Origin of the sequence: Actinopolymorpha sp. B11F2 (genome assembly GCF_040195635.1) — a bacterium.
Classification (GTDB): Bacteria; Actinomycetota; Actinomycetes; order Propionibacteriales; family Actinopolymorphaceae; genus Thermasporomyces.
In genome coordinates this window covers 294,280-314,120 of record NZ_JBEFTX010000005.1, presented here as the reverse complement: position 1 = coordinate 314,120, position 19,841 = coordinate 294,280, and the positions used below count along the sequence as shown (strand labels likewise).

The window sequence follows — 19,841 nt, the reverse complement described above, 5'->3', positions numbered from 1 at the left end:
GGCAATCGATTACTCGGTTTGGAGCGGGTCAGCATCCTCACCGCACCGTTGTGGGCCGCGATGTCGGCAGCCACCGACCGGCTGGTCCGCGGCGACGCCGGGTCCCTGCAGGCGTTCGCCGTCGCTGTCCGCCGGTACGCAGGACCGGGGCTTCGCCTGGGACTCGCGGCTGGCACAGCGGCCACGGCGTTCCGCGGAACCGCCACGGTCCTGCCCGATCACCGGTGGCTGCTCGTTCCCCACGCCGCCGACGGTGCCGTCATGGTGGTGCTCCTGCTGGCCGGGCTCTCGGCGTTCTCCCTGACGTCCGGTGGGTTGCGCGGTTGGCCTCTCGTCCGGCCCGCGTCGGAAGCCGGGGCCACCAACCGGACGATGACGGCAACGGCGCAATGCGCGGATCGGTACGACACGGGGGGACAGACCGGCGATGGTTGAGAACGGGCGAGCGGGCAGTCGCCGCGTACGCATGAGGGATGTCGCGACCCGAGCGGGCGTCTCCGCGGCCACCGTGTCGCGGGCGCTCAACAACCGGCCGACGGTCGACCCACAACTGGCCGACCGGGTACGAAAGGTGGCGGCAGAACTCGGCTACCAGCCCAACCGGGTGGCCCGCAGCCTGCGTCGCCAGGCCGGCAGCGTGTGGGCGCTCATCATCTCCGACATCGAGAATCCCTTCTTCACCTCGGTGGCCCGCGGTGTCGAAGAGGTCGCGCTGCACGAGGGGTACTCGGTCGTCCTGTGCAACACCGACGAGAACATCGCGCGCGAACGCCGCTACCTGGATGTCGTGCTCGCCGAGCAGGCGGCCGGCGTCATCATCGCCCCCGCGTCGGACCGCACCGACATCAGCATGCTCCGCGACCACGACGTCCCGGTGGTGACGATCGACCGGCGGATCCGCGACGAGGACGTCGACACCGTCGTCGTCGACAACTACACCGGCGCCCGACTGGCGACGCGGCACCTGCTCGACGCGGGATACCGACGGGTCGCATGCATTTCCGGTCCGTCCAAGCTGACGACGGCCGCCGAACGGCGGAAGGGCTACGCAGCCGCGGTTCGCGCGGCCGGGCAGGAGGTCGACCGTCGTCTCGTCCGCCAGACCGACTTCCGGGTGGAGGGCGGCTATGTCGCGGCGGGCGAGCTGCTCGACCTCGCGGAGGCGCCGGATGCGTTCTTCGTCGCCAACAACCTGATGGCCGCTGGTGCGATGCGGGCGTTGCGCGAACGCGGTGTCGACGTCCCGGACGCGGTGGGAGTGGTCGGCTTCGACGACTCACCCTGGGCACCGCTGATGGCGCCTGCGCTGACGATCGTGGAGCAGCCGACGTACCTGCTCGGCACCGAGGCGGCTCGGCTCCTGCAGCGCCGGCTTGCAGACCGCACCGCACCGGTGGAGGCGGTCACCCTGCCCACCGAACTCCGAGTCCGCGACAGTTCCCGAGGACCATAACCGTGAGGAGCCTGCACCATGGCTGAATCATTCGACTGGCCCGTACTCACCCGCTACGACGCGAAACGGTCGCTCCAGCTGGCAATGCCACTGGGCGGCATCGGCACCGGCACGGTGAGCCTGGGTGGTCGCGGTGACCTGCGGGACTGGGAAGTCGTCAATCGTCCGGCGAAGGGCTTCGCACCGAAGTGGAGCTTCTTTGCTCTGCGCACAGCGCCGACGGCGGGTGGCGACGGCGGGCAGGTCGTCGCCCGCGCGCTGGAGGGGCCGATCGACCTCGTGCTCTACGGCGGTGGCCACGGCTCAGCGGTGGCAAACCACGGCCTGCCGCGCTTCGCCAGCTCGGAGTTCCTGGCGGCCTATCCGTTCGGGCAGGTTGTCCTTGACGACCCCGACGTTCCCGTTTCCGTACGCCTGCAGGCGTTCAATCCGCTCGTGCCGGCCGACACCGAGGCGAGCGGCATCCCGGTCGCGGTGCTGCGCTATGTCGTCGGCAACAACGCCGACCACGACCTCGACGTCTCCCTCGCCGGTACCCTGCAGAACTTCATCGGCTCCGATGGATCCGATGGCAAGCCGGACCGCAACCGCAACGTCGTACGCCAGGGGCCCTTCGGCCAGGGCGTTTTTCTCTCCTCGGAGGGAGTCGACCAATCGGCCGAGCAGTGGGGTTCGCTCGCTCTGGTCGCGTTGGGCGAGGACTCGGTGAGCACGCGGACGGGCTGGGCGGACCACACCTGGGGTGGCGAGCTGCTGGACTTCTGGGATGACTTCACCACCGACGGTCAGCTCGACGAACGGCCCAGCGACAACGATGCGCCGATGGCCTCCGTCGCCGTCAAGCGTACGTTGACACCGGGGGAGACGCACGAGTTCACGTTCCTCCTCGCGTGGCACTTCCCCAACCGACCGGACTGGGACCGCAAGGTAACGGTGGGCAACTACTACGCGACGAAGTACGCCGACGCGTGGCAGGTCGCGGCCGATACGGCGGCCGTGCTGCCGGACCTGGAGCGGCGCACACATGCGTTCGTCGACGCGTTGGTGGGGTCGGACCTGCCAGAGTCGGTCAAGGACGCCGCACTGTCCAACCTCTCGACGTTGCGTACGCAGACGTGCTTTCGTACCGCCGACGGTAGGTTCTTCGGCTGGGAAGGGTGCAGCGACGACGTAGGTTGCTGCATGGGCAGCTGCACACACGTGTGGAACTACGAGCAGGCGACACCATTCCTGTTCGGCGGTATGGCGAGATCCTTACGCGAGGTCGAGTTCCTCTACGGCACGGCCGACGACGGGCGAATGAGCTTCCGCATCCAGCTGCCACTGGAACGCGCCCTCGCCGAACCAGGCGCCGCCGCCGCCGACGGCCAGATGGGTTGCCTCGTCAAGCTCTACCGCGAGTGGAGGTTGTCCGGGGACGACGAACTGCTCCGCACTCTGTGGCCGAAGGCACGCAAGGCGCTGGAGTTCGCGTGGATCCAGGGCGGTTGGGACGCCGATCGGGACGGCGTGATGGAAGGCTCGCAGCACAACACCATGGACGTGGAGTACTTCGGGCCCAACCCGGAGATCGGTGCGTGGTACCTCGCGGCTCTGCGTGCGTGCGAGGAGATGGCCCGCTATCTGGGTGAGGAGGACTTCGCGGCGACCTGTCGCGATCTCTTCCAACGGGGGAGTGAGTGGATCGACCAGCATCTGTGGAACGGCGACTACTACCGGCACGAGATCCGCCCGCCGGGGTCGGAGGACGCTATCGCCCCAGGTCTGCGACTGGCCGGTATCGGGGCGAAGGATCTCGTCGAACCGGAACTGCAGATCGGTGACGGGTGTCTCGCCGACCAGCTTGTGGGGCAGAAGCTCGCGCACCTGTGTGGACTCGGGCACCTACTGGACCCGGCGCACATTCGTACCACCTTCGCCAGCATTCTGCGCCACAACAGGCGCGACACCATGGCAGGACATTTCAACCCGATGCGTAGCTATGCGTTGGGGGACGAGTCCGGCCTCGTGGTGGCGTCGTACCCGCGAGGTAACCGACCGGCGCGGCCGTTCCCGTACTTCGACGAGGTGTGGACCGGCCTGGAGTACACGGCTGCCGTCGGCATGATCTTCGAGGGGATGCGGAGCGAGGCGCTCGGCGTCGTGGAGACCGTTCGCAGTCGTTTCGACGGGCGGCGGCGGAATCCGTTCGACGAGGCGGAGTGCGGGCACCACTACGTCCGCGCGATGGCGAGTTGGGGACTGGTTCCCGCGTGGACCGGATTCGCCTACGACGGTGTCGATCGCACCCTGCGGTTCGCGGCAGCGGACGCCGAAGGCGGGTTGTCGCCGGTGCGGTGGTTCTGGTCGAACGGTGACGCCTGGGGGACCGTGGACCAGCGCCGCGGCGAGGCAGGCGTCGACGTCACCGTGCACGTGATCGAGGGCACGCTCCGCGTCCGCGAGCTTTCCCTGGCGGGAGTGGGCGCGGTGGATCTCGGCGACCGCGAGGTCGGGGCGGGCGAGCAGATCGAGGCGCTGGTTCGCGGTTGACGCGCAGTGATGTGGGTGGGTACGACGGCGGCGCGTTACCAGGGCGGAGCGATTTCGTCACGGTTACGTTTCGTGTGTGGTGTCGGCCACCGTTGATCAAGGTTGTTTGCCTACGATCCCGCAGGCGCCTCCTGCAGGATCCAGAGAGGAAGACAACCCGTGCCCATCCGCATCCTTGCCCAGCAGAACGGCCAACAGGCGAAGGTTCAGCTCGTTTTGCCCGACGATATTCACGACGGTCCGGTGTCGGCTGTCGGGACGTTCAACGACTGGACGCCGGGCCGGCATCGACTCGTCCGCCGTAGCAACGGCACGCGCAGCGTCACGGTAACGGTGCCGGCGGGCCAGGAGATCCGGTTCCGGTACCTCGGATCGGGCGGCCGGTGGTTCGACGATCCGGAGGGCGAACGGGACCACGACGGGTGCATCATCCGCCTGTGACGCACCGGCCACGCCGGAATCCTGCGCCCTCTGGGCGACCGCGTGTGCTAGCGCGGTCAAGCTCCGAGGTCGCTCAACGCTCGGGTCAACACCTTGCGCGCGTCCTGACCGTACACAGCGGTTCCGGCCAGGTTGTCGAACACCCTCCCGTAGGCCGCCACCTCGCTCGCCTGTGTGATGTGAAGAGTCGCGGTGAACAACTCGACGTAGACCGAATGATCGTCATATAAGTAGAAGCCGTGGAGTGGGCCGACCGGCATCACGACGCCGAATGGAACCACGCCGAGCCGAATGGTTTGCACCGTGGTCATCGAGATGAGTTGCCCTAACTGGCCCGCCATCACGTCGGCCGGGCACACCAGGTACCGAAGTACCGCCTCGGTCATGACGAAATGGAACTTCTTCCCTGGCCGGTGGAGTGCTTGCTGGCGGGCCACTCGGCCGGCGATGGCCTCTTCGAGTTCGTCCGCTGACGAAGGAACGCCGCGGTCAATGTCGCCTTCGTCGCCTTCGGCGAACCGGTAGCGAGCGTACTCAGCGGTCTGGAGCAGTCCAGGAACGAAACATGGTTCGAAATTGCGGGTGAGCTGTGTTCGCGACTCGACTTCTGCGATGGTGCGCTGTCTGGATGGCAGTCCGGTTCGAAACATCCGACGGAACTCGACATATTGCTCTTCCAGGGAACGCAACGAAGCTGTCAGCTCCCCAATCGCGTCGGCACGGTCGCACGAGCGCGCCCATGCCTCGAGGTCGGCACTGCTCGGCGTCTGGCGGCCCGCTTCGATCTTGGAGACCTTGGAGGGACCCCATCCCGCGGACGCTGCGAGCTGCCGGCCGGTGAGATGGGCATCCAGCCTCATCTCGCGAAGCCGAATACCAAGTGCTTCGCGCGCGCGTTGAAAGCTGGACACTCACTCGCCCTTGCTGGTCGGTCACACCTGCTTGTCCCGGCAACTTCCCCGCTCGCTCAGATAGTGTGCGCGGGGCAGGGCATAGTGCCGGGCAACCTCACGGTAGTAACAGTGCTCGACGACGACCGCTGGGTCGTCTATGACGTCGGCTCCGAGCAGGACACCCGTGCCGTCGTGTCGAAGGATGCACATGCGCCTCGCGTCGATGAGCCAGAAGTCGTAGTCAGGTAGCTCCAGTTCCTTCGCCTGGTCACGCGGAAGGTAGCGAATATCCTCGCCTGCGGCGACATTGAGACGGGATAGGTGCAGTCCGAATCTCGTGTAGTCCGACCACGGTTCCGACACCACTCGCACCCGCTCCATGCGTACGCCACTGAGAGAGCGCCGCATGATCATGCCGCACCAGTCGTCCATCCAGGAGTCATCCTCGGCCTCGCCGGACAGAAACCGGCGCACAGGCTCCTCCTCCTCAGGCGCTGCGTAGTTGTCGCGGACTTCAAGCCGGAATGCGGTGTACCGATAGCTCCGAACGAAGTCGACGAATCCCTTGCCACTGACGAAGTGACTGGCTACACCAGTCATTGAGTCGCCCCGGTGTGCTTGACCACGATGAGGTCGGCGAGTTCGCGGGTGATGATGACCGCATCCTCGTGATCGGGGCAATTGACAAGCTGTGCACGCACGCTGGGCTCAGTGAGCTTGTATCCCTGGACCACGTATCTGCCGTCGTCCGTTCGATAGAAGGACGGGCTCCCGTCCTTGCCGGTGTTCGGAGTGCCGAGATGAACAAGATTGCTCGGCTGCCGCATGTCTGTCTCCTCCCGTCGCGGACCTTGACCGCAATCGTCGAGGGCTCAGGCCATGCGGTCAAGAGACCGTGCGAGAAATTCTGAGCAACTTTCTTTCAATGTCTCTATCCAAGGCCATACCTTCTGGATCGCGGCGCGGTGGCTGGTTGACCTGCTTGCCCCTCACGTCCTGGCTGGCGCGTCGCACCCATAGCCGGGCGCGGCAGCCAGAGGATCGTCTCTGACGGAGGCGGTTGCCGCGCCCGTTCCCCCACAGCAGAAGGGATGACGGTGCGGTGGAAGATGGCGACGTTGGTCGTGTTCGCTCTGTTCGGACTGGCGTGGGCGGCGATGGTGAGCCGATAACGGACGGTGATCCGATCGACTCGGGCGTGGTCGACTGGGTTTTCGACGGGAGTCTGGCGGCGCGCGGATACACGACGCACGACCTGGGCACGCTCGCCCGCGTACTCTCCCGGCCATGCCCTCATTGCGCGGTGGCGCCTGGTGCGTGGTGCGTCAATCGAGGGACCGGCCGATCGATTGAAGACCTGGATGGCCAGCACCTGGCGCGCCGGCGATTGTCATAGCGCCGGCCGGCGTGGCCAACGGGTGTCACCCCGCATGCGTCGCGACGTACGGCTCGTCCCCGGCCGCGGTCTAGGGTTGGGCGGAACACGGTCGTAGGAAAGGACGGGTTGACATGCGGGTCGTCGTCATCGGAGCGAGCGGGCACATCGGCTCCTACCTCGTACCCCTCCTGGTCGACGCCGGCCACGAGGTCGTCACGGTCAGTCGCGGGCAGAGCGAGCCCTACCGCCGGCGGTCGGTGTGGGAGCGGACGGAGCAGATCGTCGCCGACCGGGTTGCCGAGGACGAGGCCGGGACCTTCGGCAAGCGCATCGCCGACCTCGGCGCCGACGCCGTCATCGACCTGATCTGCTTCGAGCCGGACTCGGCCCGTCAGCTGAGCGAGGCACTCCGCGGACGCGTCCAACAGGTGTTGCACTGCGGCACGATCTGGGTGCACGGCCCGGCGATCGAGACGCCGATGACCGAGGACGTACCCCGGCGTCCGTTCGGCGACTACGGCGTGAAGAAGGCGGCGATCGAGGCGTACCTCCTCACCGAGGCGCGCACCGGCAGACTGCCGGCCACGATCCTGCATCCGGGCCACATCGTCGGGCCAGGCTGGCGGCCGATCAACCCCGCGGGCCACCTGCAGCTCAGCGTGTTCGCGCAACTTGCGAAGGGTGAGCCACTGGCCCTTCCCAACTTCGGCCTGGAGACGCTCCATCATGTGCACGCCGATGACGTCGCCCGGTCGTTCATGGCGGCGCTCGAACGCCGGAACGCGTCGGTGGGTGAGAGTTTCCATGTGGTCTCGCCGGCGGCGCTGACGCTGCGTGGCTATGCGGAGTCGGTCGCGTGGTGGTACGGGCAGGACGCCCGGCTGGAGTTCCTTCCGTACGAACGATGGAAGGACACCGTGGAGCCCGCCGACGCCGAGGCAACGTGGAACCACATCGCCCACAGCCCGAACTCCTCGGTGGCGAAGGCGGCCGCCCTGCTGGACTGGCGGCCGCGGTACACCTCGCTCGAGGCCGTCTACGAAGCCGTCTCGTGGTACGCGGCCAAGGGCGAGCTCCCCACCCTCGACTGATCCACGTGGGCCGAGTGCGCCGGGGTTGGTCGGGCCGAGTGCGTCGCCCCATTAGATGGCCTGGTCACCCCGGTGGGTGGCCTGGTCAGCCAGTGAGTGGCCTGGCCCGGCGTCGGCGAGCATCCCGTGCAGGTGCGCGACCGGGCACGGCGGGGGCATGACCAGGCTCGGCGTCCCCTGACCAAAACCTGGCGCCGCTGACCGGCCCCGGCGAGCCACCGGCACCGCTAACCGGCCCGCATTGTCGACCGGCCAACCAACACACGCGAGGGCCGAAGTTGACCACGTATGCGTGATCAGTTTCGCCGTATGCCGGCAAGGGACCTAGCCTCGCATCTGTCAGTGGAGGAGGAGTTGCCATGCCTGATGCCCGCGAACACGCTGAGCTGCTTGCCGACCTGATCGGTGCCGACGCGACTCCGGACTTGCTGACCGCCCTGGTCGACACGATCGTGCCCGCCGACGAGTGGCCGTCGGCGGCCGCCTCGGGAGGCCTGGGATTCCTGCACCGGATACTCACCGCGGACCGTCGCGAGTGGCTGCCACGGATCCGCGATGCGGTCGCAGCTGTCGTCGCGGCCACCCGAGAGCTCGGGGTCGGCGACTTCGTCTCCGCCGGCGAGCCTGAGCGGCTGCGGGTGCTGGACTCCCTGGCCGAGGACCCGGACTACCCCTGGTTCGCCACGCTCGTCCAGCACGGCTACTACGCCGATCCTGGCAACGGCGGCAACCTCGAAGCGGTGTCGTGGCGGATGCTCGGCTGGTCACCTGACCCGCCGGCCGGGTGGCCGGCGAGCGTGCGCACGGACGAGGGCGTGAGTACGCCGGAGGTCCTCGACCGCTCGGCGGTGATCCGACGCGACCAGCTCCGGGACCGGTACGACGCGATCGTCGTCGGGTCCGGAGCCGGGGGAGGCGTCGCGGCCTGCGCCCTGGCCGAGTCCGGGCGTACGGTCCTCGTCGTCGAGCGCGGGGAACTGCCCAGCGCCGACCACCTCGCCACCGACCACCTCCGCAACGCCAGGACCGGCGTCGGCTTCGATGATCGCACCGCACCGCCCGCGGCCGACAACCCGCGGACGCTCGAGGTTGCCGGCACCGTCATCCCACTCGTCCCGACCGACGGCCGCTGGGGTGCCAACGCGATGACCGTCGGCGGTGGAACCCGCGTCTTCGGTGCCCAGGCGTGGCGGTTCGCGCCCGAGGACTTCGCGATGGCCAGTACGTACGGCATCCCGGACGGCAGCGCCCTCGCCGACTGGCCGGTCACCTACGCCGACATGGAGCCCTGGTACGACCGCGCCGAATGGGAGCTCGGCGTCAGTGGAAGCGCGGACGGTGACACGTCAGGTGCGTGGCGGGCCCGCGACTACCCGATGCCTCCGGTGCCGTCCACGAGGCCCGCGGAGGTACTCGCGCACGGGGCGAAAGGGCTCGGGATCAGCACCCTGGCCGTCCCGCTGTTGATCAACTCCCAGCCCTACAACGGCCGGAACGCCTGCGCGGGATGCGGTCAGTGCGTGGGTTTCGCCTGCCGGGTCGAGGCGAAGAACGGTGCGCACAACACCGTCCTCGCACGGGCGCTCGCCACCGGACGCGCCAGCCTGCTCACCGGGACCCGGGTCGAGCGCCTGGTCACCGACGCGAAGGGTCGCGTGACGGCCGTCGCCCTGGTGGGAGCCAGGAACGGTGCGATCTGGCGCCACGAGGTCGCCGCCGGCGAGTTCGTCGTCTCGGCCGGCGCCATCGAGTCCGCGCGGCTGCTGCTGAACAGCACGAGCACCCAGGAACCTGACGGTCTCGGCAACAACACCGACCAGGTGGGCCGGCACCTGCAGGGCCACCTCTACGCGGGCGCGACCGGGTTCTTCCCCGACCCGGTGAACGACGGGCTCGGGCCCGGTCCCGCCATCGCCACCAACGACTATCGGCACCACAACCCCGGCATCGTCGGCGGTGGCATGCTCGCCAACGAGTTCGTGCCGACGCCGGTGAGCACCCACGGGAACCTGCGCGGGGCCGGGGTCCTGCCGCTGCACGGCCGCGAGGCGAAGCGACTGATGCGTCACTACCTTCCGCGCGCACAGCGGTTGGCTGGCCCGATCCAGGAGGTCACGACGGCCGGTGCGCGGGTACGCCTCGACCCGGACGTCAAGGACCGCCTCGGTATTCCGGTGGCCCGCCTGTCCGGCTCCCTCCACCCGGAGGACCTGCGTGCACACGAGTTCCTGACCAGTCGTGCCGCCGAGTGGCTCGACGCCAGCGGCGCCACGGTGGCGCAGGGGATGGGTCGCCGGCGTACCGTCCACGGCGGGCCGAGCTCTGGACAGCATCAGGCCGGAACCGCGCGGATGGGGACCGACCCGGCCAGCTCGGTGACCGACCCGTGGGGACGCGTCTGGGGCCACGACAACGTGCGCGTTGTCGACGGCTCGCTGCACGTCACGAACGGTGGCGTGAACCCGGTCCTGACCATCTTCGCCAACGCGATGCGGGTCATGGACCACATGGTGAGGTGACCGGCCTGTCGGCCCGGAGTCCGAAAGTTTTCGGTCTGTTTCCTCCTCGTCCCGTCGCCGGGACCGCAGCGATGATCGTGTCCGCCAGGCGTGAACTCGCTGGCCGGTCGCGGAAGGAGAATCTTGACGCGCGAGCGTCACGCGAACTACCGTCCCCAGCACTCAATCGCAACTTTCGGCCGGGATTCGAAAGACGCCGCACCACAGGTCCCGAGTCAACCGTGCGTCGGCAGCTGATCCAGGGAGAGCGATGAAGACCCGGGAGCTGGGATCGACCGGCCTGGCTGTGACGCCACTCTGCGTCGGTACGAGTCCGCTCGCCAGCATGCCCAACCTCTACGGGTACGAAGTGGAGACCGACCGCGCGGTCGCGACGATGCGGCATGTCTTCGAGGGTCCGATGAACTTCGTCGACACCTCCAACGGCTACGGCAACGGTTCGAGCGAGAGTCGGATCGGCACGGCCCTCCGCGAGATCGGCGGCCTACCGGACGGGTTCGTCCTCGCCACCAAGGTCGATCCCGACCCCGCGACCGGAGACTTCTCCGGCAAGCGGGTACGCATCTCGGTCGAGGAGAGTCTCGAACGCCTGGGCGTCGACCACCTGCAACTCCTCCATCTGCACGATCCGGAGCGGATCTCCTTCAGCGAGGCTATGGCGCCCGGCGGGGCCGTCGAGGCACTGGTCGCGTTGCGGGACGAGGGTGTCGTCGACCACCTCGGTGTCGCCGGCGGACCGATCGACGAGATGCGCCGCTACGTCGGGACGGGTGTCTTCGAGGTCGTTCTCACCCACAACCGTTACACCCTGCTGGACCGGTCGGCCGGCCCGCTGCTCGACGACGCGGCCGCGCGCGGGGTCGCGGTCCTGAACGGCGCCCCCTACGCGGGCGGCATGCTGGTCAAGGGCCCGAAGGCGCAACCGAAGTACGGCTACCGCCCGGGCGGCGCGGACATCCTCTCTCGGGTCGCCGCGATGGAACGCGCCTGCTCCGCGCACGAGGTCCCGCTCGCCGCGGCCGCGCTGCAGTTCTCGATGCGGGAGAGCCGGATCGCGTCGACCGTCGTCGGCATCTCGGCGCCCGAACGCGTCGAGCAGACCCTCGAGCTCGCCCGGTGGCCGGTCCCCGACGTGTTGTGGGCCGAGTTGGAAGGGCTCGTCCCGGCGGCCGAGACCTGGTGGAGGTGACCTGGTGAGTCCCGCAACCGCGGCGCGCTACGGCATCGTCGGGAGTGGTTGGCGTTCGGCGTTCTTCCTACGCCTGGCGCGGCTGATGCCCGAGCGGTTCCAGGTGACCGGTGTGGTGACGCGGACCGCCGAACGTGGCGCCGAGGTCGAGGCCGAGTGGGGCGTACGCACCATTCGTACGATCGCGGACCTGGTGGCGGCCGACCGGCCGGACTTCGTGATCGTGTCGGTGCCGTGGGCCGTGACGCCGCAGGCGACCAGGGACCTGGTGGCGCTCGACATGCCGGTCCTGGCCGAGACCCCGCCAGCACCGGACCTGGACGGATTGCGGGACCTGTGGGCGGCGGTCGGCGCGACCGGTCTGGTCCAGGTGGCCGAGCAGTACATCTCCTATCCCGGCCACGCCGCCCGACTCGCCCTGGTACGCGACGGTGTGATCGGCCGGGCCACGTCGGCGCACGTCTCTTCGACCCACCTCTACCACGCGGTGTCGATGATCCGACACCTGCTCGGCGTTGGCTTCGCGCCGGTCACCGTCTCGGCGCAGGCGTTCTCAGCTCCCTTGGTCAACCCGCTGACGCCCGCGGGGTGGACCGGTGACAGCACCCCGCAGGACCTCGCCACCACGCTCGCGACGCTCGACTTCGCCGGGTCCGTCGGGCTCTACGACTTCACCGAGAACCAGTGGTGGAATCCCTTGCGCAGCAGGCGAATCGTGGTCCGCGGCTCACACGGCGAGATCGTCGACGACCGCGTCGTACGCATGGCCGACCCGACGACGCCCGTCGAGTCGTTCCTCGTCCGCCGGCAGTCCGGGATCGACCTCAACCTCGAGGGCTTCGACCTCGACCACGTCAGCTTCGAGGGGAGGGTCGTCTACCGCAACGCCTTCCAGGGCGCGCGGTTGGCCGACGACGAGATCGCCGTCGCGTCCCTGCTCGAACAGACGGCGCAGTGGTGCCGCGACGAGGCGCCGCCGCCCTATCCGCTCGCCGAGGCCTGCCAGGACCACCTGATCAGCCTGGCCATCGGCGAGTCCGTGCGGACGAAGGACTCCGTCACGACCAGCCAGGAGGCGTGGGCGCGATGAAGGCTGCGGTGTTCTACGAACCAGGCCGGCCGTTGGCCATCGAGGACGTCACGCTCGATGCCCCCCGGGAGCGCGAGGTGCTGGTCCGGGTCGAGGCGGCGGGAGTCTGTCACACAGACCTGCACTACATGACCGGGGACCTCGCCTGTCCCACACCCGCCGTACCCGGTCACGAAGGTGCCGGCATCGTCGAGGAGGTCGGCCCCGGCGTCACCACCGTCAGCCCAGGCGACGCGGTCGTCCTGATGTGGCGCCCCCGCTGCGGGAGGTGCAGGTTCTGCGCCGAGGGGCGTCCCGCGCTGTGCGAGTCCGCGAAGATCCAGAAGGCGACCGGTGGACTGCTCGACGGCACGACCCGGCTCCGGCTCGACTCCGGGCAGGAGGTGAAACACCTGCTCGGAGTGTCCTGCTTCGCCGAACGCTGCGTCGTCGCCGAGCAGTCGGTCATCCGCGTCCCCACCGACATCCCGTTCCGGATCGCCGCGCTGGTCGGCTGCGCGGTCATCACCGGCATGGGCGCCGTGCTCAACGTGGTGGGCAACGCCGCGGGAGCGAGCGTGCTGGTGCTGGGCGCGGGCGGTGTCGGGCTCTCCAGCGTGATCGGCGCGAAGCTCGCCGGCGCGCACCCGCTCATCGTCGCCGACGTCGTGCCGGACAAGCTGGCGCTCGCCACCCGCTTCGGGGCGACCCACACGATCGACGTGAGTACGAACGAGTTGGTCCCCGCCGTCCACGACATCTGCCCCAGCGGCGTCGACTGGGCGCTGGAGGCGATCGGCCGTACGCAGACGATCCAGGAGGCACTGTCCTGCCTGCGTACCGGCGGATCGGTCGTCGCGATCGGACTCGGCAAGGTCGGCGCGACGTTCCAGGTGCCGCTCAACGAGCTTGTCCAGCAGGAGAAACGGGTCATCGGCAGTCTCTACGGCTCGGCCAACACACTGACCGACATCCCCAAACTGCTCGCGCTCTACCAGGCGGGCCGGCTTCCGTTGGAGGACCTGCTCGGTCAGGCGTACCCCCTGACCGGTGTCAACGACGCCTATCGCGCGCTCGTCGAAGGAGCGGTCGGGCGCGCGGTGATCCTGCCGAAGGGCTGATCCTGCAGAAAGGGCGAGTCTGCTGAGAGGCCGGACCTGCAGAAAGGAAGTGGTGCCCGTGCCAGCTGAGTACGCCAGCTACCCCAGCCTGCGCGACCGTGCGGTCTTCGTCACCGGCGGCGCCACCGGCATCGGCGCCGAACTCGTCTCACAGTTCGCCGCACAGGGTGCGCGGGTGGCGTTCGTCGACATCGACGCCGACGCGGGCGCCGCGCTCGCGAAGCAGGTCGCGGTTCAGCGTTCGCCCACTCCCCGCTTCGAGGTCTGCGACATCCGCGACATCGACGCGCTGCAGGGGTGCATCGCCGACGCGGCCCAGGAGATCGGTCCGATCCGTGTGCTCGTCAACAACGCGGCCAACGACGATCGCCACGCGGTCGACGAGGTGACCCCTGAGTACTGGGACGACAAGATGGCCGTCAACCTTCGCCCGCACTTCTTCACCATGCAGGCGGTCGCGCCGATGATGCGTGCGGCCGGTGGGGGCTCGATCGTCAACTTCGGCTCCATCACCTGGCGCGGCGGGTTCGGCGGGCTTCCTGCGTACGCCACGGCGAAGGCCGCCATCGAGGGGCTCACGCGTGCGATGGCCCGCGACCTCGGCCCGGACGGCATCCGGGTCAACGCCGTGGTGCCGGGCTGGATCATGACCGAACGCCAGGTGAGGACCTGGATCACACCCGAGGCCGAGGAACGCATCGCGCGATCCCAGTGCCTGAAGGACAAGTTGGTACCGGCCGACGTCGCCCGCCTCGTCCTGTGGCTCGCGGCCGACGACAGCCGGATGTGTACGAATCAGATGTGGGTGATTGACGGTGGCTGGATCTAACGGTATGGACGAGCGGTCGAACGCCGTTCAGGCAATGGGCACCCCTGGGACGATGGGGCCGCCGGCCCCGAAGGCGATGGTCACGATCGCCAAGATCGCCCGCGAGGCGGGGGTTTCGGTGTCCACGGTGAGCAAGGTGCTCAACGGCCGCGAGGACGTCGCACCGTCCACGCGCGCCCGGATCCAGGGACTGCTCACGGAGTCCGGCTATCGCCGGCGTGGCGCGGGACCGCGTCAGCGGGTCGGCCTGGTCGACTTCGTCATCACCGAGCTTGCCTCGCCGTGGGCCTGTGAGGTCCTGCGTGGAGCAGAGCAGGAGGCGCACCGGGGCGGCGCCGGGCTGGTCATCACCGCGACGCACAACCGCAACGCTGACGCGCGTCCGTGGTTGCAGACCCTTGCCGCACGCCGCTCTGACGGCGTGGTGTTGGTGGTGTCCCGGCTTCCGGCCGCAGCAGCCGAACGACTGGCGGCGATGCACACACCGTTCGTCCTCGTGGATCCGGTCGGTGGTTTCGACCCGGCGATCCCGAGCGTCGGTGCGACCAACTGGGCCGGTGGGCTGGCCGCCACCGAGCACCTGGTCGAACTCGGCCACCGGCGGATCGGCATCGTCACCGGCCCTCCGGAGCTGCTGTGCAGTCAAGAACGCCTTGACGGCTATCGGGCCGCGTTGCGGCGTGCCGGCATCGGGATCGACGAGTCGCTGGTGCGGTTCGGGAACTTCTTCGCCGACGGTGGTCGTCGAGGCGTCGCTCAGCTGCTCGACCTGGACGACCCGCCCACCGCCATCTTCGCCGGCAACGACGTCCAGGCGAGCGGGGTCTACGCCGAGGCGTACCACCGCGGGCTGCGCATTCCCGACGATCTCAGCGTCGTGGGCTTCGACGACGTGGAACTCTGCGAGGTACTGTGGCCGCCGCTCACCACAGTCCGGCAGCCGCTGTCGGAGATGGCCCAGCTCGCCACCCGGACCGTCCTGGAGAAGGCCGAGCGCGACGCCGACCATCCGATCCGGATCGAGCTCGCCACCAGCCTCGTCGTCCGAGAAAGCACCGCGTCCCCGCGCTGACGTCGCCGGCCGTCACGGGTACCCAGGCAGGCTCCACGGGGCGCGCCGCCGGGTGAGGCGGCACGGGGGCCCGCACATGCGCCCCGCGGGGGCCCGCACATGCGCCCCGCGGGGGCCCGCACATGCGCCCCGCGGGGGCCCGCACATGCGCCCCGCGGGGGCCGCACATGACCACGCGCAAACTGCAAATGCCCCCCTGCGGGAGCCGCAAAATGACCACGCTGAGCATGCCTGTGGCACCGCAACAGGTGTCGACACCAGTCCCGGGATCCGTACGCATGCTCAGCGTGGTCATTCGCCGCTCCGCCCAGGCGGCGATCGCAACCCCAGATCAGCTGCGAGCGAGGAAGACGCCCCACACGAGGTGGCCCTCACGTCCGCCGGTCACCCAGTGCTGGAGCCCGACCTTCATGTTGTCGAGGTAGTCCTGGCTGATCTGGCTCGCCAGCTCCGGCTCCTGCCGCGTGGTCTCGTCGAGTACCCGCTGGTAGTGCGCGGCGAGCTGCGGGGTCAGGTCGTCGAACTCCACCGAGGCCAACCCGAGGCGAGCGAGCTCGCGGCGGTAGTAGGCCGGCGTGCCCATCGTGTCGAGCTTCAGCCGCTTCAGGATCGGGAGGAGCGCCTCCCGTGGGCACCCGTCCGACGCCATCGGGTCAGTGAAGATCAGTTGGCCGCCCGGGCGGAGGACCCGCGCCGCCTCCTCCAGGACACGGGAACGGTCGCCGCTGTGCAGCATCGCGTCCTGTGACCACACGACGTCGAACCGGTTGTCCTCGAACGGAAGGTCCTCGAACGACCCGTCGACGACCTCGATCTGCTGGTCGAGATGCTGGTCGACGTTCAGCTCGCGGTTGCGGGAGTTCTCCACCTCGCTGAGGTTGAGGCACGTGACGTGGCAGCCATGCTTCGCCGCCAGCTGCCGCGCGGCACCGCCGAAGCCCGATCCCAGGTCGAGCACCCGGGTACCCGGCGGGAGGTCGAGCTTGTCGGCAAGATAGTCGACCGTGCGCCTGCTGGCCGCCGCGATATCGGTGGTCGCGTCGTCATAGAGTCCGACGTGAATGTCCTCGCCGCCCCAGATCGCCGCGTAGAACGTGTCGGCGTCAGCGGAGTTGTAGTAGTCACGTGCGGTGTGGACCGCTGAGGAATAGGTCTCAGTCATCTCATCTCCCGCGCGATAGGACTTCTCCGCCACGTGGATGAAGAAATCCGGCTCACTTTCCGGGTGAGTGTCCTGGAAATCCGCATAGGTATCGACCCGCTGGAATCCCACGTCACGCATCAACCGACGCATGTAGTCCTTGCGCAGCGGATACATGTTGAGGTGGTACTGCGAGTCGTCGGGGAATGTGTAGCGGAACCGGGCGAGACCGTCGTCGACGTGTTCGGGCTCGGCCGAAACTTCCTCGCCGCAGTAGTAGTACGTGTGCCGATTCGAGTAGGCGCCGTCTAACAGTGCGTCATAGTTCCGCTGGTCGATGATGAGCACGCCGTCATGCTTGAGCATCGCGTAGAACTCGGCGAGAGCCTTGCGCCGGTCGCGCTCGGAGAACAGGTGCGTGAACGAGTTGCCGAGGCAGACGATCGCGTCGTACTCCCCGTGCACGTCGCGGTTGAGCCACCGCCAGTCGGCGTGAACGACGCGCAGGATGTGGCCGCCACGCTCCCGTGCGTTCTCGAACGCCTTCGCCAGCATGTGCGGGCTGCCGTCGGCGCTCACGGTCTCGAAGCCTTCTTCAAGCAGGCGTACCGAGTGGAAGCCGGTGCCAGTGGCGACGTCGAGGACGGTGCGCACGTTGCGGGCCTTCAACTGGTCGATGAAGAACCGACCTTCACTCAGCGCACGCTTCTTCCAGTCGATCAGCTCGTCCCACTTCTCGACGAAGCTGGTGACGTACTCCTGCGTGTAGTGGTCGGTGTCGCGCACCTCGATCGGATTGTCGCCGAATTCCTGCTGGCCTTCTTCGTCATGACTCGCAGACCCGTTCGCCTGGTCAGGCAAAGGCGTGTGTGTGTCGGTGGCTGATCGGGCAGGGTCCTGGACCTTTCGCGCCACAGCATGCACTCCCAGGTGCTCGAGATCGTCAGCTTTCGGCCGGATTCGGACCCATGTTCAATATGGGTCTCGCCTGGCTGTCGCGCTTCGGGAAATATCCCGCCATCGGCCCGGCGTCGTTGCCGGACCGCGGGCGCCACAGCGAATTCTGCCAACCGCGGCCTGCGGGCCCAAAGCTAAGCGACGTGGGCCCAACTTATCAACACATGTCCGGAGTGGTCTATTGACTGTCTGTTGCATCGTACAGAACCGTACAGACAAGCGGCGGAATCCCCTTGTGGGGTAGGGGATTCCGCGCGTTCGCTGGCTGGAAGGAATCTGTCCGGATACGGCATTGCACGATTTTCGAGATGTTCACCTTCCACCCGTTGAGGGTGCCTCTGTGGTGTCCACCGGAGTTCGGGTAAAGTGCTGAGGCCGTTTCGGCGGGCCGGATCCTGATCACCCCCGTGGCGGCACCAGTCCATGGGGGCGCACGTGAGCAGATCCGACGCACTGGAGCGAGGTCGTGCGGCCTACGACCGGCACGCGTGGTCCGAGGCGCACCTGGCTCTGACCGCGGCCGACGGCGAGGTGCCCCTCGGTCCGGACGACCTGGAACTCCTGGCGATCGCGGGCTACCTGATCGGTGGCGACGGTGACGGAGAGTCATGGGTGCGTGCGCACCGCGGATATGTCGACGACGCTCGCCCGGAGGACGCGGCGCGCTGCGGGTTCTGGCTCGGTTTCCTCCTCCTCCAGCGCGGTGACTTCGCCCGCGGCAGCGGATGGCTCGCCCGGTCCCAGCGCCTCGTCGACGAGGCCAACCGCGTGTGCGCTGTGCAGGGCTACCTCCTCGTGCCCGCGGCGCTGCGGAGCCTTGACGAGGGAGACGCGGCCCATGCGTACGACCTCTTCCGGCGGGCGGCCGAGATCGCCGAGCGATGCGGCGACGCGGATCTGCTGGCCATCGGACGGCTCGGCCGCGGGCAGGCGCTCATCGGACTCGGCGACCCGGTTGCGGGTGTCGCGCTGCTCGACGAGGTGATGGTCGCGGTCACGTCCGGCGAGGTGGGGCCGATGGTCGTCGGGGTCGTCTACTGCGCGGTGATCGAGGCCTGCCAGGAGATCTTCGACCTGCCGCGGGCGCGGGAGTGGACGGCCGCGCTGACCCGCTGGTGCGAGTCGCAGCCTGACCTGGTGCCCTACCGCGGGCAGTGCCTGGTGCACCGAGCCGAGATCATGCAGGTCAACGGTGCCTGGCCGGACGCCATCGACGAGGTACGCCAGGCCTGCGACCGGTTCCTGGTTCCCCACGGCCATCCTGCCGCCGGGGCGGCGTACTACCAGCGGGCGGAGCTGCACCGGCTGCGCGGCGAGTACGGCCTCGCCGAGGAGGCCTACCGGCAGGCGAACCACTGGGGTCGCCCGCCGCAGCCGGGGCTGGCGCAGCTACGGCTCGCCCAGGGCCGTGCCGGCGCGGCCGCCGCCGCGATCAGCCGCGCCATCGAGGCAGAGCGTGAACGCGTGCGCCGCCCGCGCCTCCTCGCGGCGTACGTCGAGATCATGCTGGCGATCGACGACATCGACGCGGCCCGGGAGGGGGCGGCCGAGCTGACCACGCTGGCAGGCGACGTCGCCGCACCATTCCTGCGCGCCACGGCCGCGCAGGCCGAGGGTGCCACCGCCCTCGCCGGAGGCGACGCCGAGGCAGCCCTGGCCGCGCTCCGGCCAGCGCTGCGGACCTGGCACCAGCTCGACGCGCCGTACGACGTCGCCCGCGCCCGGGTGCTCGTCGGCCTCGCCTGCCGCCAACTCGGCGACGAGGACACCGCGGAGCTGGAGCTCGACGCCGCCCGCGCGGTCTTCGAGGACCTCGGCGCCGCTCCGGACCTCGAGCGGGTCCGGGCGCTGAGCGAGCCTCCTCAGGGTGCCGAAGGGGAGACGCCGCCGGTCGGCCGCCCGGAGGCCGCGGGCGGGCTGACGGCTCGCGAGCTGGAGGTCCTGAGGCTGGTGGCGTCCGGCCGAACCAACCGTGCCATCGCGCAGGAGCTCGTCCTCAGCGAGAAGACGGTGGCCCGCCACATCAGCAACATCTTCGGCAAGCTGCGCCTGTCGTCGCGCTCGGCGGCCACGGCTTACGCCTACGAGCACGACCTGGTGTAACCCCTCAGCGCTTCCGCCTTCCACCGAGGCGTACGCAGGAATACCCACGTCCG

The 19,841-nt window shown here is 68.7% G+C and carries 17 protein-coding genes; 13 read left to right on the top strand and 4 right to left on the bottom strand.

Translation table 11 applies throughout. The features are described 5' to 3' along the window. Nucleotides 1–18: 18 nt before the first annotated feature. From ABN034_RS12215 to ABN034_RS12200, 4 genes are all read left to right on the top strand, one after another. Nucleotides 19–435, top strand: a complete 417-nt coding sequence (locus ABN034_RS12215; protein WP_349691117.1) for a hypothetical protein — start codon at nt 19–21, stop codon at nt 433–435. Next, complete coding sequence (locus tag ABN034_RS12210; RefSeq protein ID WP_349691116.1) at nt 428–1,453, top strand: LacI family DNA-binding transcriptional regulator; 1,026 nt, start codon at nt 428–430, stop codon at nt 1,451–1,453. The genes ABN034_RS12215 and ABN034_RS12210 overlap by 8 nt, the downstream gene beginning before the upstream one ends. Before the next feature lie 18 nt (nt 1,454–1,471). After that, a complete protein-coding gene (locus ABN034_RS12205; protein WP_349691115.1) occupies nt 1,472–3,985 on the top strand; it encodes a GH116 family glycosyl-hydrolase in 2,514 nt (837 codons plus the stop codon). A 159-nt stretch (nt 3,986–4,144) separates the two neighbouring features. After that, nucleotides 4,145–4,426, top strand: coding sequence for an isoamylase early set domain-containing protein (locus ABN034_RS12200; protein ID WP_349327404.1), 282 nt, complete (start codon nt 4,145–4,147; stop codon nt 4,424–4,426). A 56-nt stretch (nt 4,427–4,482) separates the two neighbouring features. Here the strand turns inward: ABN034_RS12200 and ABN034_RS12195 are convergent, their stop codons facing one another. From ABN034_RS12195 to ABN034_RS12185, 3 genes are read right to left on the bottom strand one after another with little or no spacing between them, the layout of a single operon-like run. After that, entirely contained in the window at nt 4,483–5,337 is an 855-nt protein-coding gene (locus ABN034_RS12195) for a helix-turn-helix domain-containing protein (RefSeq protein WP_349691114.1), read from the bottom strand. A 21-nt stretch (nt 5,338–5,358) separates the two neighbouring features. Further along, nucleotides 5,359–5,919, bottom strand: a complete 561-nt coding sequence (locus ABN034_RS12190) for a DUF6879 family protein (RefSeq protein WP_349691113.1) — start codon at nt 5,917–5,919, stop codon at nt 5,359–5,361. Continuing rightward, a complete protein-coding gene (locus ABN034_RS12185; RefSeq protein WP_349691112.1) occupies nt 5,916–6,146 on the bottom strand; it encodes a hypothetical protein in 231 nt (76 codons plus the stop codon). Before ABN034_RS12185 ends, ABN034_RS12190 begins: the two co-directional genes overlap by 4 nt. A 275-nt stretch (nt 6,147–6,421) precedes the next feature. Here ABN034_RS12185 and ABN034_RS34355 point away from each other — a divergent pair, with 275 nt between their 5' ends. The 8 genes from ABN034_RS34355 (at nt 6,422) to ABN034_RS12150 (ending at nt 15,587) form a co-directional block, all read left to right on the top strand. Next, nucleotides 6,422–6,715 carry a zinc finger domain-containing protein gene (locus ABN034_RS34355; RefSeq protein ID WP_502879016.1) on the top strand — a complete coding sequence of 98 codons (294 nt, stop codon included), beginning with the start codon at nt 6,422–6,424 and terminating at the stop codon, nt 6,713–6,715. Nucleotides 6,716–6,828: 113 nt separating this feature from the next. Then, nucleotides 6,829–7,788 carry an NAD-dependent epimerase/dehydratase family protein gene (locus ABN034_RS12180; RefSeq protein WP_349691111.1) on the top strand — a complete coding sequence of 320 codons (960 nt, stop codon included), beginning with the start codon at nt 6,829–6,831 and terminating at the stop codon, nt 7,786–7,788. 359 nt (nt 7,789–8,147) lie between these two features. Further along, nucleotides 8,148–10,307 (top strand): GMC oxidoreductase, encoded by a 2,160-nt coding sequence (locus ABN034_RS12175; RefSeq protein ID WP_349691110.1) that lies wholly within the window; start codon nt 8,148–8,150, stop codon nt 10,305–10,307. A gap of 250 nt (nt 10,308–10,557) precedes the next feature. Continuing rightward, nucleotides 10,558–11,496 (top strand): aldo/keto reductase, encoded by a 939-nt coding sequence (locus ABN034_RS12170; protein WP_349691109.1) that lies wholly within the window; start codon nt 10,558–10,560, stop codon nt 11,494–11,496. 4 nt (nt 11,497–11,500) lie between these two features. Then, entirely contained in the window at nt 11,501–12,586 is a 1,086-nt protein-coding gene (locus ABN034_RS12165; RefSeq protein WP_349691108.1) for a Gfo/Idh/MocA family protein, read from the top strand. Continuing rightward, nucleotides 12,583–13,686 (top strand): zinc-binding dehydrogenase, encoded by a 1,104-nt coding sequence (locus tag ABN034_RS12160; protein WP_349691107.1) that lies wholly within the window; start codon nt 12,583–12,585, stop codon nt 13,684–13,686. The genes ABN034_RS12165 and ABN034_RS12160 overlap by 4 nt, the downstream gene beginning before the upstream one ends. Before the next feature lie 58 nt (nt 13,687–13,744). Next, nucleotides 13,745–14,515: an SDR family NAD(P)-dependent oxidoreductase gene (locus tag ABN034_RS12155; protein WP_349691106.1), complete on the top strand. Its 771-nt coding sequence runs from the start codon at nt 13,745–13,747 to the stop codon at nt 14,513–14,515. 4 nt (nt 14,516–14,519) lie between these two features. Next, entirely contained in the window at nt 14,520–15,587 is a 1,068-nt protein-coding gene (locus tag ABN034_RS12150; RefSeq protein ID WP_349691105.1) for a LacI family DNA-binding transcriptional regulator, read from the top strand. A 331-nt stretch (nt 15,588–15,918) separates the two neighbouring features. Here ABN034_RS12150 and ABN034_RS12145 read toward each other — a convergent pair whose 3' ends face one another. Beyond that, nucleotides 15,919–17,589 carry a glycine/sarcosine N-methyltransferase gene (locus ABN034_RS12145; protein WP_349327413.1) on the bottom strand — a complete coding sequence of 557 codons (1,671 nt, stop codon included), beginning with the start codon at nt 17,587–17,589 and terminating at the stop codon, nt 15,919–15,921. A gap of 531 nt (nt 17,590–18,120) precedes the next feature. On the opposite strand from ABN034_RS12145, the gene ABN034_RS12140 reads away from it, so the two are divergent. Beyond that, nucleotides 18,121–19,788, top strand: a complete 1,668-nt coding sequence (locus ABN034_RS12140; protein WP_349691104.1) for a LuxR C-terminal-related transcriptional regulator — start codon at nt 18,121–18,123, stop codon at nt 19,786–19,788. Nucleotides 19,789–19,841 lie beyond the last annotated feature (53 nt).

Coding starts and splice junctions, on each gene's coding strand:
- ABN034_RS12180 (WP_349691111.1), top strand. CDS start 6,829: ATGCGGGTCGTCGTCATCGGAGCGAGCGGGCACATCGGCTCCTACCTC.
- ABN034_RS12190 (WP_349691113.1), bottom strand. CDS start 5,919: ATGACTGGTGTAGCCAGTCACTTCGTCAGTGGCAAGGGATTCGTCGAC.
- ABN034_RS12150 (WP_349691105.1), top strand. CDS start 14,520: ATGGACGAGCGGTCGAACGCCGTTCAGGCAATGGGCACCCCTGGGACG.
- ABN034_RS12210 (WP_349691116.1), top strand. CDS start 428: ATGGTTGAGAACGGGCGAGCGGGCAGTCGCCGCGTACGCATGAGGGAT.
- ABN034_RS12175 (WP_349691110.1), top strand. CDS start 8,148: ATGCCTGATGCCCGCGAACACGCTGAGCTGCTTGCCGACCTGATCGGT.
- ABN034_RS12170 (WP_349691109.1), top strand. CDS start 10,558: ATGAAGACCCGGGAGCTGGGATCGACCGGCCTGGCTGTGACGCCACTC.
- ABN034_RS12205 (WP_349691115.1), top strand. CDS start 1,472: ATGGCTGAATCATTCGACTGGCCCGTACTCACCCGCTACGACGCGAAA.
- ABN034_RS12185 (WP_349691112.1), bottom strand. CDS start 6,146: ATGCGGCAGCCGAGCAATCTTGTTCATCTCGGCACTCCGAACACCGGC.
- ABN034_RS12160 (WP_349691107.1), top strand. CDS start 12,583: ATGAAGGCTGCGGTGTTCTACGAACCAGGCCGGCCGTTGGCCATCGAG.